This is a genomic window from Ancylomarina subtilis (assembly GCF_004217115.1).
GTDB classification, from domain to species: Bacteria; Bacteroidota; Bacteroidia; order Bacteroidales; family Marinifilaceae; genus Ancylomarina; species Ancylomarina subtilis.
Map to the genome: position 1 here is coordinate 134788 of NZ_SHKN01000001.1, position 14849 is coordinate 149636.

At 37.5% G+C, this 14849-nt stretch carries 10 protein-coding genes; 5 read left to right on the forward strand and 5 right to left on the reverse strand.

All coding sequences use genetic code 11. From position 1 onward, the window contains the following. Positions 1–90: 90 nt before the first annotated feature. The 3 genes from EV201_RS00500 to EV201_RS00510 all read left to right on the forward strand — a co-directional run bounded on the left by EV201_RS00500 (position 91) and on the right by EV201_RS00510 (position 4401). Positions 91–1425, forward strand: a complete 1335-nt coding sequence (locus EV201_RS00500; protein WP_130305449.1) for a DUF3472 domain-containing protein — start codon at positions 91–93, stop codon at positions 1423–1425. Between the two features lie 194 nt (positions 1426–1619). After that, positions 1620–3074, forward strand: a complete 1455-nt coding sequence (locus EV201_RS00505) for an SUMF1/EgtB/PvdO family nonheme iron enzyme (protein ID WP_130305450.1) — start codon at positions 1620–1622, stop codon at positions 3072–3074. 13 nt (positions 3075–3087) lie between these two features. Next, the gene (locus EV201_RS00510; RefSeq protein ID WP_130305451.1) at positions 3088–4401 is read left to right on the forward strand and encodes a Gfo/Idh/MocA family protein; all 1314 of its coding nucleotides are present in this window, start codon (positions 3088–3090) and stop codon (positions 4399–4401) included. A gap of 55 nt (positions 4402–4456) precedes the next feature. Here the strand turns inward: EV201_RS00510 and EV201_RS00515 are convergent, their stop codons facing one another. Then, positions 4457–4915 carry a TspO/MBR family protein gene (locus EV201_RS00515; RefSeq protein ID WP_130305452.1) on the reverse strand — a complete coding sequence of 153 codons (459 nt, stop codon included), beginning with the start codon at positions 4913–4915 and terminating at the stop codon, positions 4457–4459. A gap of 10 nt (positions 4916–4925) precedes the next feature. Continuing rightward, the gene (locus tag EV201_RS00520; protein ID WP_130305453.1) at positions 4926–6341 is read right to left on the reverse strand and encodes an SDR family oxidoreductase; all 1416 of its coding nucleotides are present in this window, start codon (positions 6339–6341) and stop codon (positions 4926–4928) included. 308 nt (positions 6342–6649) lie between these two features. On the opposite strand from EV201_RS00520, the gene EV201_RS00525 reads away from it, so the two are divergent. Further along, entirely contained in the window at positions 6650–6934 is a 285-nt protein-coding gene (locus tag EV201_RS00525) for a hypothetical protein (protein WP_130305454.1), read from the forward strand. Positions 6935–7073: 139 nt separating this feature from the next. Beyond that, positions 7074–8327 (forward strand): S41 family peptidase, encoded by a 1254-nt coding sequence (locus EV201_RS00530; protein ID WP_165389548.1) that lies wholly within the window; start codon positions 7074–7076, stop codon positions 8325–8327. Positions 8328–8488: 161 nt separating this feature from the next. On the opposite strand, the gene EV201_RS00535 is transcribed toward EV201_RS00530, so the two are convergent. The 3 genes from EV201_RS00535 to EV201_RS00545 form a co-directional block, all read right to left on the reverse strand. Beyond that, complete coding sequence (locus EV201_RS00535) at positions 8489–10441, reverse strand: glycoside hydrolase family 97 protein (protein ID WP_130305456.1); 1953 nt, start codon at positions 10439–10441, stop codon at positions 8489–8491. A 103-nt stretch (positions 10442–10544) separates the two neighbouring features. After that, positions 10545–12353 (reverse strand): amylo-alpha-1,6-glucosidase, encoded by a 1809-nt coding sequence (locus tag EV201_RS00540; protein ID WP_165389549.1) that lies wholly within the window; start codon positions 12351–12353, stop codon positions 10545–10547. A 42-nt stretch (positions 12354–12395) separates the two neighbouring features. Then, on the reverse strand, positions 12396–14777 hold the full coding sequence (locus tag EV201_RS00545; RefSeq protein ID WP_130305458.1) for a hypothetical protein: 2382 nt from the start codon (positions 14775–14777) through the stop codon (positions 12396–12398). Between the last annotated feature and the right edge of the window lie 72 nt (positions 14778–14849).

The window sequence follows — 14849 nt, forward strand, 5'->3', positions numbered from 1 at the left end:
GGACTTCTCCTGAAATTTGATTAGTGGAATGGGGTTATTGAATTGAGGAACCGGAGCGTGAGATGAAATAATTGTGTAATCATAGATACAATGAAGATTAATACATATACAAAACTATTTTTATTGCTGTTGACTCAGTGCCTATGGGCGTGCTCGTCTTGCTCTAAACAGGATTCTTATACGAAAACAAATGATGACATGCTTTTGAGTGAGCTCAAAATAAGTGTCCCATTAACAGGAAATGCATGGTTGGTTGACGATGTTTCTTTAAATGAGAGTATGATTTCGGAGAATGGTTTAATAAACTGGACAAAAGAAAGCTCTCTGATCAGAACCTTTGTTAGAGTAAACCGAAAAGGTCAATTGAGTCTGGGTTTAAAGGCCAAATCTTTGAAAGGGACTTCAGTTGTGAGAGTTACTATCGGAGATGAATTCAAAGAAATTACAATCAAAAATCAAACTTCTGAAATTGTTCCTGTTGGACGATTTAATGTAGCTAAGAAAGGTTACGTCCAGATTGATATACAAGGTGTGTCAAAAACTGATCAGTATTTTGCTGAGGTTTCACACTTGGTTATTGGTGGAGAAGCCACTTTGGATGGAACTGATTTTGTCAAGGATGACTTTTACTGGGGAAGACGTGGACCATCAGTCCATTTATCTTATCAGATTCCGGAAGATGCGGGAGATATTCGTTGGTTTTATAACGAAATTGAAGTGCCTGAAGGAAACGATGTCATTGGTTCGTATTATATGGCCAATGGTTTTGGTGAAGGTTATTTTGGTATTCAGGTCAATTCTGAAATTGAGCGACGTATTTTATTTTCGGTTTGGAGTTCTTATGTGACGGATAATCCGAATGATATTCCCGATGACGAGAAAATTACGTTGTTGAAAAAGGGTTCCGATGTAAAAACCGGTGAATTTGGCAGTGAAGGTTCTGGAGGACAAAGTTATCGAGTATACAATTGGAAAGCAGGGAACAAGTATCGTTTTCTTTTGGGAGCTAAACCCAGTGTCGATAATTCCACTGATTATACAGCCTACTTTTTTGCGCCAGAGATAGGTAAATGGGAATTGATTGCCAGTTTCCGACGACCTAAAACGACAACTTATATTACTAATGCCCATTCATTTCTCGAAAATTTCATGACCGAAATGGGGCAGTTTACCCGTATGGGTACCTATTCCAATCAATGGTTCAGAAACACAGATGGAAAGTGGTTCGAAGTGATTGATGCTAAATTTACAGCGGATGCTACTGCTCGTAAGAATTCGCGTTTGGACTATGCGGGTGGTGCAGAAGGGACTTGTTTCTTTTTAAAAAATTGTGGGTTTTTTAGTGACAAAACAACTATGGATACTTATTTCAAAAGAGATGCTATAGGTGAAGCACCTGTTATTGATTTTAAGAATTTACCATAGACCATGGAAATCATGCAGTGGTTAGTAATTAGAGGAGATGAAACCGAAGAATAGGTTTGGTAGCTTTTGTAAATGGCTTTAGGTTGAGTCTCCTCTTTTTTTTAATATAGATTCAAATAAAGTGAATATAAGCTGATCTTAAAAGGGTCGGCTTTACTCAATTTTTAAAAGAATGACTTTTTTTGTTTAGATTGGTGAGATTAAAAGTAAAAATAATAGGCCTGATTGCGATGCTTGGACTGTTTGCCTTGTATCGCTCAATTGAAAAGTTGGATATCTACACGTCGACTGATTCATATTGTATTAGTTGTCATGTTCATACATCTGCAGATCATTCCTGGGAATTGTCGTCACATTATAGTACAAATTCCATAAAGAGGACTGCCTGTGTTGATTGTCATTTGCCTCCCAAAGAAAGTATAGACTATTGGCCTCAGAAGATAAAAGCCGGAACAAGGGATTTGTATAGCTATTATTTTAAAGATCGCGCTAAGATTAATTGGGCTGAGAAATCGGAAATTGAAAACGCAGTAAGATTTGCCCCAAAAGAATCTTGTATGAACTGTCACGAGAACCTGTTTCCATTTGATTTATCTAAGAAGGGCGAAAAGGCACATTTGTATTATCGTAGAAATGAAGCTGATTTGCATTGTATCAATTGCCACAAAGGAGTTGGTCATGGAGATTCTAAAACCATGTATGAACCCAATACCTTATTTCTAAAACGTCAGGAGAATATCGAGCCTATTCATACAAGGTCAGCAAAAGTAGAGGGGTTTAAAAACTATATTGAAACCATTCCAGGTTCATCTGTTTCTTTTGATATGATTGCTATTCCATCAGGAGAATTTGAGATGAGCATTTATCCTAATAATAAATTCAAACACGCGCCCCTTGTTCGAAAGAAGATTTATTTGTCGTCCTTTTTTATGGCTAAAGTAGAATTGACTTGGGATGCTTATCGGGCTTTTTTAACCGATGTGGAATCAGAAGGACGAGAACAGGCTCAGGTTAACGATTCAATTGAGATTGATGTGATAAGTGGCGCAACACCACCGTGGGGGGATCCTGCTCAGGGATGGGGAATGGGCCATCGTCCTGCCATAAGTATGACCTGGCAGGCAGCTAATATCTATTGTCGGTGGCTTTCAAAAAAAACAGGGAAAACATACCGTTTACCAACTGAAGCAGAGTGGGAATATGCCTGTAGAGCCAATTCTGACTTACAAGATAATTGGACTGATGAGGAGATCGCCAATCGAATAATATTTAGAGACAATTCTAAAGGGAAAACGCACTTGCCCGAAGGCATGAAAGCTAATGCATTTGGTTTGGTTAATATGCTGGGTAATGTTAAAGAATTTTGTTCGGATTGGTATGCTGATAATCCTTTTGAGAATGATTCATTTGTAGTCAATCCTGAAGGTCCGGAAACTGGGACAGAAAGAGTTATTAAGGGTGGATCGTATCGGTCTGGTAAAGAGGATGTTCGTGCTGATTATCGGGAAAGCACACAGCATGATAAATGGTTGAGAACCGATCCCCAAATGCCCAAAAGCATCTGGTGGTATTCCGATTGTCGGGATGTGGGTTTTAGACTGGTTTGTGAATGGGATGGAGACAGTAAAAAAACAATAAATGAATATTAGATCTTTTTGAACGATGAATATAGCTAAAAACGCAAGACGTGAATTTTTGAAAAATGCCAGTACTATAGGCATGTTTTGTGCACTTGGTGCTACAGGTCTTATTCAATGTGAATCTAAAAAAGAGAGGTTTTATACCTATCCACCTTTACTTAATCAGGCTCCTGATGGGCCAGTTTTGAGAGCGGGGCTTATTGGTTGTGGCTACCGGGGAACGGGGGCAGTTCTCAATTTTCTGAATGCCGGACCCAATTTGGAGATCACTGCTCTAGCTGATGTTTTTATCGATAAAATAGAGCTCTGTAATAAGATACTGAAGGAGAAAAAGGGTTTTGAAGTCCCACAAGAATATTGTTTTGTTGGATTTGATGCTTTTGAAAAGGTGCTTGACAGTGGTGTGGATGTGGTGATTCTTGCTACTCCACCTAATTTTAGACCGGAACATTTGGCTGCTTGTGTTAAGGCGCGTAAACACGTGTTTATGGAGAAGCCCATTGCCGTCGATCCGGTTGGGGTTAGGTCAGTTATGATATCGGGAGAAAGGGCGGATGCTTTGGGGCTGTCAATTGTGACGGGTACCATTAAGCGTCATCAAAAAGATTATATTGAAACCTTCAGGCAAGTTGCAAAAGGTGAGATTGGAGATGTTGTATCGGCCAACAGCTATTACAATGTGGGGAAACTATGGCACAAGAAGCCTAAATCAGAATGGACTGAAATGGAAGCCATGATTCGTGATTGGGTGAATTGGTGTTGGCTTTCGGGCGACCATATTGTGGAGCAAAATGTGCATAATCTTGATACCGTAAATTGGTTTGTGGGCAAACATCCAGTAAAAGCAGTGGGCTTTGGGGCTCGTCACCGTCGATTAACAGGCAATCAGTATGATATGTTTAGTGTGGATTTTCTTTACGATAATGATGTGCACTACCATAGCATGTGCCGACAAATAAACGGTTGTGAGAATAATGTGTCGGATCAAATTAGAGGAACGCAGGGGTATACGAATTGTAAAAATACCATTTATAACCACGACTCGAGTATTAAATGGGCATTCGATTATGGCAATAAAGATCAAATGTTACCGATAAGTCCCTATGATCAGGAACATATTGATTGGGTGACCGCCATCAGAACAGGTCAACCTGTGAATGAAACACAAGCTATTGCTGAGTCGACTATGACAGGTATTATGGGACGAATTTCTGCTTACACTGGCAAAGAAACAACTTGGGAGGAGATGATGAACTCTGACATATATCTTTCTCCAAAGCATTATAGCTTTGGAAAAGTTGATGTGGATAAATCTGTTCCTGTACCTGGTTTGTAAATGAGCATAATGTTAAGTTTTTATTGCTGTTCTATGTAATAAACGAATTGGGAGATCAATTGTATAAAAATGTGTATAGGTTTAGTGATGTGGCAATAAACATCCAAATCACATAAGGGACAATTAAAATTGATTTAAACCCGAGAGCTTGTTTGTAATAAACAAAGAAAAATATGATGAGTAGTAATAGTGAAATGATAATCATTAATCCTCCAAGGATATTGTGATAGTAAAAATAAACAGGTGCCCATAGGCTGTTTAAGAGCCATTGTAAACTATATAAAATGATAATCTTTTGAGTCTTTTTTGTGGATTGAAATAAATAGCTCATGTAATAGGCAAAACAGATCATAATAAAAGTCCAAGCTATGCCAAATAACCATCCGGGTGGAGTCCAGGGCGCTTTATTTAAGTGCTGATACCAATTTGAAGGGACACCATCACCTGTGAAAATTCCAGCTATAAATAATGCCGTAAAATTGAGTATGAGGAATAGAGTTAATTTTTTGTTCATATATGATCTTTTATTTGGTTAATTGTTTAAGTAGCCCTCTGAAAATAAAGCCGTGAAAGGGGTAGATGATATACCAATACAATCTGCCAGGTAAACCTTTGGGACGATAAGTTGCAGTTTGAATGAGTCTATTGCCATCAATTTTAAATTCAAGCCAGGCTTCTCCAGGAAGCTTCATTTCTGCAAAAAGGAGTAGGCGCCCTTCCTCTTTATTCGCGTAGAGCACCCGCCAAAAGTCAACAGCATCTCCTGCTGTTAATTTATCTTCGTTTGTACGTCCTCTTCTTAAACCCACGCCACCAACAAGACGATCCAAATAGCCTCTGAATTTCCATAGATGATTTGCATAGTACCAGCCGGTTTTGCCACCAATTCGCCATATTTTATCCAAACAAGCTTGTCTGTCAGCATAAACCCGACTTCGCTGATCGGTTAAGCAACCAAATTTGGGGACGTTAATAAAGTCAGAGATTTTAATATTGAGTCGGCCACTGATTAAGGAATCTTTCCAGCTTGAAACGACCTCATTACTTTCAATTTTTAAAAAAGCTTTTGATAAGGCTTCTTTGTAACTTAGAGGTTTAACATCCAGAATTTGATTGATTTTACTGTCCCTGCAAACGACCTCTATTTTCATACTATTGACTAAGGCGATGGCTAACTTGTAAGAGGTGGTTGTCACAAAATAGAGCCAATAGGATGAGAGTCGAGGTGTCATCACAGGCACAATAATGATTCGGCGTATCAATTTTCGGACCCGGGCATATTCAAGTAACATCTCTTTGTAAGTGAGAATATCCGGGCCTCCAATATCAAAATCGTGATTGTAGGTGTCCGGATTCAGCAGGCTTCTTGACAGGAATGTAATAACGTCCCTAATGGCTATGGGTTGACATTTTGTATTGAGCCATTTGGGGGTGATCATGATGGGGATTTTTTCAACTAAATCCCGAATGATTTCAAAGGAGGCACTACCCGAGCCGATAATGATTCCAGCTCGTAATGTTGTTAAGTTGTATTTGCCTTTTTGTAATTCTAATTCAACATTTCCTCTCGATTTCAGATGTTTTGATAGAACAGATTCATTGATAATACCACTAAGGTAAATCACCTGTTGGGCTTGAGTTTTATTAATCGCTTGTCTGAAATTGATGGCCGACTGTTTTTCTAAAACTTCATAATCGCTTGAAGAAGACATAGAATGAACCAAATAATAAGCCGCAGCGATATCATCAGGAATTTGCCTGAGTGAGGCAGAATCTAAAAGATCAACCTGAATGACTTCGATATAAGGTAAAAGTGATGGAGGAGGATTGAAACGTTTCTTGTCACGAACACAGCAAATAACCTCATGTCCATTCTCAATCAGAATAGGTAGGAGTCTTTTCCCAATATAACCCGTTGCCCCAGTAAGTAGAATTTTCATGTGATTATGTCCTAGTTATAAATAACTTAATTTCAGTATGTTTTGTTCATCTTTAGTATGTCATTCAATATAACACTATTTTGAGGAGTATCCTATAATAGCTGTTTTCAATCTTTTTTATCAGGCTAATAGTTGATTTTTGGATGAAATTATTTATCAATTATAATTTAAACTTATGTAAATTTTGTTTGTGTTTGTGATTTTCATAAATTTGATATTCTTTAGTAAAAAAATGATTTGATGAGGGATAAGAATTTGACCTGACTAATCCCTAAAATAAGGTAAGGCGTAATTTTATAAGTAATATCATGAGTGAACAAACAATTCAAATTGTTGATACCCGAAGCAATGGAATAGGAACTGCAGGTTTTGTATTGGCATTGCTAACACTTTTTTTCGGTTGGATTCCTTTTATTGGCTGGGTAATGTGGCTGTTAGGACTCATTTTTAGTGCCATGGGTATTTCTAAAGCTAAAAAGGTAAATAAAGGAATGGGCTTGTCTGTTGCCGGGTTGATTATTAGTTTGATTGGCGTAATTATGGTTTTCATTATTGCTGGTACTTTAGCGACTATTATAGGTTTGTCAGTTTAAAATATTGGCAGAGCTAATTTTTTATTAATGGAGCATTATTGGATAAATAGTGCTCTTTCGTATTTTTTATGAGTTCATAAACGATTTTAGATTGGATTATCTCTATCAGATGAACTCACAACATGATATTACAACTAGAATGAAGAATTTAATCCTAATCTTGGGTCTGCTAATTACAATTTCCGGTAGTGGACAAGAAGTGAAAAAAGGGAATTGGAATGTCGATTTGGATTTTCTAAAAGTTGAGTTACCAAAGAAGCATAAAGACTTTTACTCAGTAAAGTCTGAAAAAGATTTTCAGTTGGGTATCGATAAAATTTCAGTGCAAATTGATGAGCTGACAAATTTTGATATTGCAGTTAAATTGCAACAACTTGTAGCTGGTTTTGGCGACTCCCATACTCGAATAAGTTGGAATAAATATCTCGATAGAGAGAAGATGCTTCCGTTACATTTGTATTGGTTTAACGATGGCATATTTATATTGCATACAACAAAGAAGAATCAGAAGTTATTGGGGCAGAAAATCACAATGATTAATGATAAACCCATTAAATCAGTTGTTGATTCGTTGAGTACATTAATAACTTTAGATAATGATGCTCTTGTCAAAAGTGTGATGCCTCATTTTCTTATTTCAACTCAGCTTTTGGAATATTTTGGGATTGTAAATAATGAGGGGGTGAAATTGAAGCTCGAGAATCAACAAGGAGAATCCTGGGTTTATAATATACAGCCTGCTCATCTGGATCGGAAGAATAGAGTCACGTTTCAATTTGATTCTTTAGCCCTGTGTCATCGAAATGAAAGAGCTTATTTTTGGGATGAGTATGTGGCCAAGGATAGAATATACTATTTGCAATATAACAAATGTAGGAGTCAGGAAATTGCAAGAAAACAGGGGCATCGTCAAACTGCAAAAAAATTACCTTCATTTAGTAAGTTTAAGAATAGAGTTTTAAAAACCATTAAGGATAAACCCATTGATAAATTGATATTTGACATGCGTTTTAATGGGGGTGGAAGTTCAGTTCAAGGAACTGAATTTATTGAAAAACTTTCTCAAATGAAGGAAATAAACCAAAAAGGGAAGTTGTTTGTTGTTGTTGGAAGAAAAACATTTTCCTCAGCCATTCTCAATGCGATGGATTTTGAAAAGATGACCGATGCTATTTTTGTAGGAGAAGAAACGGGAGGTAAGCCGAATCATTTTGGTGAAGTTAGAAGTTTTAAACTTCCTAATTCAGGTTTAGAAGTCAACTATTCAACTAAATATTTTAAAAAATCTGATAAGTATATCAACACCTTTGCACCTGATTATATTATTAAAGAGAGTTTTATTGATTTGAAAAAAGGGATTGATCCGGTATATAATTGGATAAAGAAGCAATAAATTTATTGTTATTATAAGTTCGCAGTTAAAACTGACAAATGAAATAATCCCGACTCGCATTGCTAGTCGGGATTATTGTTAAAATCTAGTCTGTATTATTTTAATAATAAATGTTGAATTAGATGTCAAAATAAATCATTCAAATTTATTATAGATGTCTTCTAGTTTAAAGGAATTAATCTGGCAACCCAACCACCACCAGGGGCCAATTTAATGGTCAGCTTATCTGTTGCATTAACTGTTTTTACTTCTTTTTTATAATCGATGGCATTACGGTCGGCATTATCACCATCACGATAAAGAATCATTTTATAATTCCCTTCAGCCAAAAAGGATAAGTCAAAGGTTAATTCGCGTTTGTCCCAATCTGTCATAGCACCTATATACCATTCTTTTCCAGTTCTTCGGGCAACAACGATATAGTCTGAGATTTTGGCATTCAGAACTTTGGTTTCATCCCAAACGGATGGCACGGCAGATAGAAATTCCATACATTCAGGCTCTTTCTTGTAGTTCGATGGGGTATCGCAAAGCATTTGTAAAGGGCTTTCGTAAACCACATACATACCCAACTGATGGCATCGGGTTCCCATGCTCATAGGAGTATCAAAAATAGGTTTGTAATCCTTTTTCTGTGCATTATGCATCGCTCCGGGCGTATAATCCATAGGACCAGCTACCATTCTCGTGAAAGGCGTCGTCAGGTTGTGTTCCGGGGTTTGACGCATGCTCCACTTGTATTGCTCACCACCATTCACTCCTTCACGAGTCAACACATTAGGGTATTTTCTTCTGATTCCGCCTGGCTTATAGGAGCCGTGAAAATCAACGAGTAGTTGACGTGCAGCACATTCACGAGCAATTTTATGGTAATAGTTCACCATCCACTGGTCATCTTTATCCATAAAGTCGACTTTAATACCCTTAATGCCCCATTTTTGAAACTGATCAAGGGCCACTTCCAATTGGTCGTCTAGGGTTTTCCAAACCACCCAGAGAATGATACCCACACCTTTTTCTTTAGCGTAAGATGTCAGTTCTTCCATGTCGATTTCAGGAACGATTTTTAATAAATCTCCCAGTTCGTACCAGCCTTCGTCCATAATGATATATTCCAAACCATAGTCTGCGGCAAAATCGATGTAATATTTATAGGTTTCGGTATTGACACCTGCACGGAAATCAACGCCGTAAATATTGTTGGCATTCCACCAATCCCAGGCAATTTTTCCCGGTTTAATCCAGCTGGTGTCATCAATCACACAAGAATCAGCCAGTAACCATGAAAGTTGATTGGTGATTAGGTCGCCGTCATTTTCAGCAATAGCTACATATCGCCATGGGAAAGTCCTGCTACCTTCTGTTTTAGCGATATAATTTTGTCTGCTTCTTACGAATACATCTCTGTCGCCAACCTGCTCAGTTTTATTTGGATAAGCCGGGAATGTTGATACCAGACTGTTACCATTTGCACCATTGAACCACATCCCAGGATAGTCTTCCAGATCGGTTTCACCAATTAATATACTTGGTGCATTTTCCGATGTCATGAGTACGGGTAGAGAACCGAGGTCTTTCGACGAAAGTTCACCCAGTGAGGTGAAATCGTAATACACTTGATTGTTTGAATGGAAGCTTCTTTCCCTGGGCCAGTAAACAAGTTTATTATCAGGGAAATTATACTTGCCAGTTTCCGATTTTACGGTTATTTCACCTGGTAACCGGGTTTCAAAACGGTAAGCAATTCCGTTATCGTAGGCTCTGAATATCAAGTCGAAACTTTGTTTGAAAGACAATTTCAATTCATTGTAATTTTCGATAATGATTTCATTCTTTTCACGCACTTCAGGCCTAAGTTCACGATTAACTGTCGAACTGTTTTTCTTTGTCACAACCGGATTTTCTCCCAGAATAATGCCTCCTTCGAGCTCCATGGCGATTTCTGTTGGGGCAATCAAGGATGTTTGATTGTGTTTGACGGTAAACGTGAGTTTGCTTCCGGTTTGAATGCTGACGCTTATCTTTTTATTGGGCGATTTTAGTTTGTAATCTTTTGCAAATGCCGAGCTTATTAAGAGGCAAAAACTTAATAAGCCAATTAGTTTCTTGTTCATAGGTTCTTCTTATTTATTTAATTCGTATTTTTTACTGGTTTTGCAAGTATGTGTCTATCTTGTTTATAATTAATGTGTTTGTGCTTTTTTATGATATTGTTGATTAATCGGTTAAATATTCATGTCCCAATATTAAAAAAACACTTGCTGTCCAGGTGTAGGATAAATCTCTAAGCCCTTCACCCGTTTTGGCATTGAAATTCTCTGCAAAGCCACTTTTTGAGCATAGGTCGCAAAACCTTTTTGCAATATCGGTTGCCAACTCATGTTCTCCGCATTTATTCAATCCATCAACAATAATCATAGTTGATGGAGCCCATATTGGTCCTTTCCAGTAACCATCATCCTGATAAAGAGGACTGTTAATGTTTTCTGTTGCTAATCCCCATTGGGTGAGATAGCCATTGTTTTTCATCTCATTAATTAAAATTGATTGTATTTCTGATGGCAGTTTGTTCCCTAGAATTATTGGCAAATACGCCATCAAACTTTGACTTTTTTCGTTGATATGACCATTGTCGATGTTTGTTGTTACAAATTTTTTACCGTTCCAAGTATTCGAAATCATTAATGACAACAAATTATCTGATCTGAGCTGCCATTGCTTAGCCTCTACATTGTAACCTAATTTTAAAGCCAAATCATGCAATACATCCATTTGGATGATCAAATAGGCTGATAGATTAGCACTCTCTCGATTTGCACGTTTAAAAGATTCGCCATTAATATCAAATTCACTTCCATTATCCCAGCCTGAATCGTTTCCATGACTATATTCAGGTATTCCATTTTTGTTAGAATCTCTGTGATCAAACCAAAAGTTTGTCCATTTTTTTAGGGAATTGTATGCATATTCTAGTTGAGGAATATTTAATTCTATTTTTTTCATTATTTTTTTTAGAGCCCAGCCATGAATGGGAGGCTTCAAGTATGATGTGATCGTTCTCGAATAGCCGTGTACATCGGGAATTTGTCCGTTTTCATCTTGAGCATCAAACAGTATAATATAATTATCCCATGCGGTTTTTGGCATTTTGTAGGAGCAAGCCATGGCATTAAAACAATGATCCCAACTCCAGATATAATGCATCCAATTTTTTGACATGAGAATCCCAGGTCGCTTGTAATTACCTCCTTTATCTATCACACATGACCACAGAATATACGAAGCAAGTTCTCGTGACTTTTTATATTTTCCTGGTAACGATGGCATTTGGTCTAGCCAATTGTTGAATAAGTCCTGTGAGCTTTTTATACAATCTTCAAATTTTTTATTCACACTCGAAGAATTCCATGTACTGTCTGTTGCCTCAACACTTATTTCATAATCATCATTCCCAGCTAGGGTTGTAAGACAGAATATTTGTTGATCTTTCAAATAATTGATTGAAGCATTTAAGCCAGTGATTATATATCTTGCAACTCCAAATTTGTTGTGGTTTTCAATATGATATACATTCTCACTTTTTTCAGTAATAGTTAATTTTCTATTAACAATAAGAGTACTATCGAGTAATAATATCATTGGCTTATACCAGCCTTTTAATCTGAATTTTTTTTTCGATTCAAAGCAGGCTTGCCCTATTACATTTTCATTATTTAACAATGACATTTCACCTGGGGTAGCAATGGCATTAGGCTCAATAGTATCTGAGTCTGATATGTATCTGATTTTGAATATTGTATTATCAATTCCAAAATCAGAATATCGTATATCAGTTAATGCAATACCATTTGTGTACTGGTTGTTACATACCGAAAAACCAGATTTAGGAAAACTAAAAGGTGAATCCTTTACCTTAAATTCAATAGGTTTATTTTCAGTATCTGTTTTTTTAATACAAGTCTGAAATCCAATTGAAATTGCAAAAGCAAAAAACGGAATTGATAAAGCTTTAATTCTAAGATTCATTTTCAATAATTGTTTATTAAAAAGCATATTTTTTGGATGCTTTTACTTTGTAAGCTCTAGAATTTGTTCTTTATAGGGTGTTGGGTTAGCCGAAATCCAGACCTCTGGTTTTATGTCTAAGTTTTCCTTGTCAAACCCCATAACATAAACCTCAATATCTTTACCAAGCATGCTTTTATCCAAGGGTAAATAGTAAGTGTAATTGCTGTCTTGTCTTGAGTTTACAAATTCCCATGTATTCGATGGAAATGAAACCGCACGATCGGGACAACCTTTATATTCACCGTCTATTTTTGCCGCTGCATAAGCCCCTTCGATACCGTGTTTGCCATTAATGGCGATTGAGAGATACGATCCTTCTGGAATCTCATCCAATTTGAAGCTGGCTTTCCACGTTTTTTGTGTTTCCATTTTCTTTGCGTGAGCAAATAAGTTGGAGGCGGTCCATTTACTTCGGTCCAGCAATTTTCCATCTTTTTTTGCTTCTATTTCAACGATTCTTCCCGGTTGCGACCAAAGTCTCAGGTAACGGATTGGTTCATCGATATTGATTAACATTTCTTCGCCAGCGTAATAGGTGATGGTTTTCCAGTTTCTGAGATCTGATGATACTTCGGCGTAGTTGCCCTCGTCTCTAAGGTGAGGTTGAAGTGAAAAGTCGTTTGGTACTCTAATTATAATTTGATCCAAATCGGTGATGCGTCCCAGGTCAAGACGGAAACATCCTCCCTTAACTTTCTGATCGATATTGTATTTTCTACTAGGCCAAAATCCTGTTTTCATATCGTCATCAAAGAGATTTTTGTCCCATATACCTCGTTCTACAAAAACGGGTTGATTGAAAAAGGCATCTCTGGCTTTTTGTACCTGAGGTATATTTGTAACTCCCGATCGTTTTAGCGATCGAACCTCCAGTGCATTGTTGTCAGCCGCAAAACAAGTTGCTTCGTATAAAGCCTGAGCGTCTTCGGGTGTGTTTGTCTCTTTCAGATCTGCGAGTTTGCGATGAGCTTCTTTTTTCAGTTTTTCCCCTTCGAAGTTGATATTAACTGATTTCCCTTTGATTAAGGCTTGTGCAGGTTTGCCATTGATAGTGGCTGTTTTGTATTTGCCTGCATTTGTGAGTTGTATTTTCGAACGACTACCTGGCATACCCAAAATCTTTATTAATACAGGTTTGTTGGGAACGTTTCGAACGATCTGATAATCTGTCCCTACTATACCGGGTTCGGTATATGGCTGCGAGCTGGCTAAAAGCAGGCAGGAGCGAAAGGGCTCTACCCGAACTTTAACTTCGCTTCCTTTTGAGTAGTGTCCCATTATTTTTTCAGTGGGATGGAATTGTCTTAACTCAATATCTTTATTGGTGTTTAAACCTATTTCTTCATCCAATTTAATGGTGTAGGTAATGGGTTCCCAAGTCAGGTTCGATAGCGTGATTAAACGCGTTTTATCATTACCTCGCGAAACGGCTGATTTTCCATATTTCTCTTCGTTTAGGACTTTCCCATTAACGAGTATCTTTCCATATTTTCGGTGGATGTTGTAGATTCGTGCCAGTTTGGCAAACTCATTATCATTAAGCAGCCAAGGGTTGCCATAAATTTCAGGTGCCAATATCATACTGCGGTTGAATGCCTGCATAATCAGATCGTCATCCCAATAATCGATACAAGAAGAGATACAAGTACCATGATCTTCGGTTAATCTTTTTAAGCCCGGAACTAAACCTCTGTCAAGAGCTCCGGCGCGGTGGTGGGGAGCTGTTGTGTTGTTTGTTGTAAAGACATCGATATAGGTTTCCTGACCTCCCCATAGGAAAGTGGTGGCATAGGGCTTGCTCTTTTTGAGACCCAAACGATGATTTAAAAGAATCAGATCAGGACTGTACTGACGGCATTTAGTCATCATCTCGATAAAAGCATCTTCCTTTTCGGGACGCAAAGGACCACAAACAGCATCGAATTTGAATAGAGCAAACTCATAGTCTTTACAAAGACTGACCATTTGATTAATACGAGCTTGTTTTTCAGATTTTGTATCACCAAAACCATCGGGACCACCCCATACACCTAAACGGGTGTTAATTGATTTGGCTTTTTTGTAAAGCGGATCGAAACCATTGGGAAATTGTTTTTTAAAACGTTCTGAATGAATACTTCCATAAAATCTTTTCCCATCAATCGCACCTGCATCGAAGGCGTAGATGTCCAGAACCATGCCATACTCTTGGTTGAGCCATTTGAAAAAATCAAGATTGATTAGGGTTTGCTCCTCTGTAGTACCTTCGTTGGTATTGTTTATCCATGAAAAATACTGAGCTCGGGAAGGCGTTTCCTCATCGGCTCCGGGAAATACCTTTTCCTGTGCCACAACAGATTGAAAGAGGTATAAGAATAGTATCAGTGCTAATGCTTTGTTCATTTGTTTTAAAATTGATTAATCAGTTTCAAATTTTGAGATGATGATTGCTTGTTTGTTAGATTATTAGGGGTT

Excerpts from the sequence above, each read along its gene's own strand:
- EV201_RS00500 (WP_130305449.1), top strand. The coding sequence starts at position 91 with ATGAAGATTAATACATATACAAAACTATTTTTATTGCTGTTGACTCAG.
- EV201_RS00510 (WP_130305451.1), top strand. The coding sequence starts at position 3,088 with ATGAATATAGCTAAAAACGCAAGACGTGAATTTTTGAAAAATGCCAGT.
- EV201_RS00515 (WP_130305452.1), bottom strand. The coding sequence starts at position 4,915 with ATGAACAAAAAATTAACTCTATTCCTCATACTCAATTTTACGGCATTA.
- EV201_RS00520 (WP_130305453.1), bottom strand. The coding sequence starts at position 6,341 with ATGAAAATTCTACTTACTGGGGCAACGGGTTATATTGGGAAAAGACTC.
- EV201_RS00525 (WP_130305454.1), top strand. The coding sequence starts at position 6,650 with ATGAGTGAACAAACAATTCAAATTGTTGATACCCGAAGCAATGGAATA.
- EV201_RS00530 (WP_165389548.1), top strand. The coding sequence starts at position 7,074 with ATGAAGAATTTAATCCTAATCTTGGGTCTGCTAATTACAATTTCCGGT.
- EV201_RS00535 (WP_130305456.1), bottom strand. The coding sequence starts at position 10,441 with ATGAACAAGAAACTAATTGGCTTATTAAGTTTTTGCCTCTTAATAAGC.
- EV201_RS00540 (WP_165389549.1), bottom strand. The coding sequence starts at position 12,353 with ATGAATCTTAGAATTAAAGCTTTATCAATTCCGTTTTTTGCTTTTGCA.
- EV201_RS00545 (WP_130305458.1), bottom strand. The coding sequence starts at position 14,777 with ATGAACAAAGCATTAGCACTGATACTATTCTTATACCTCTTTCAATCT.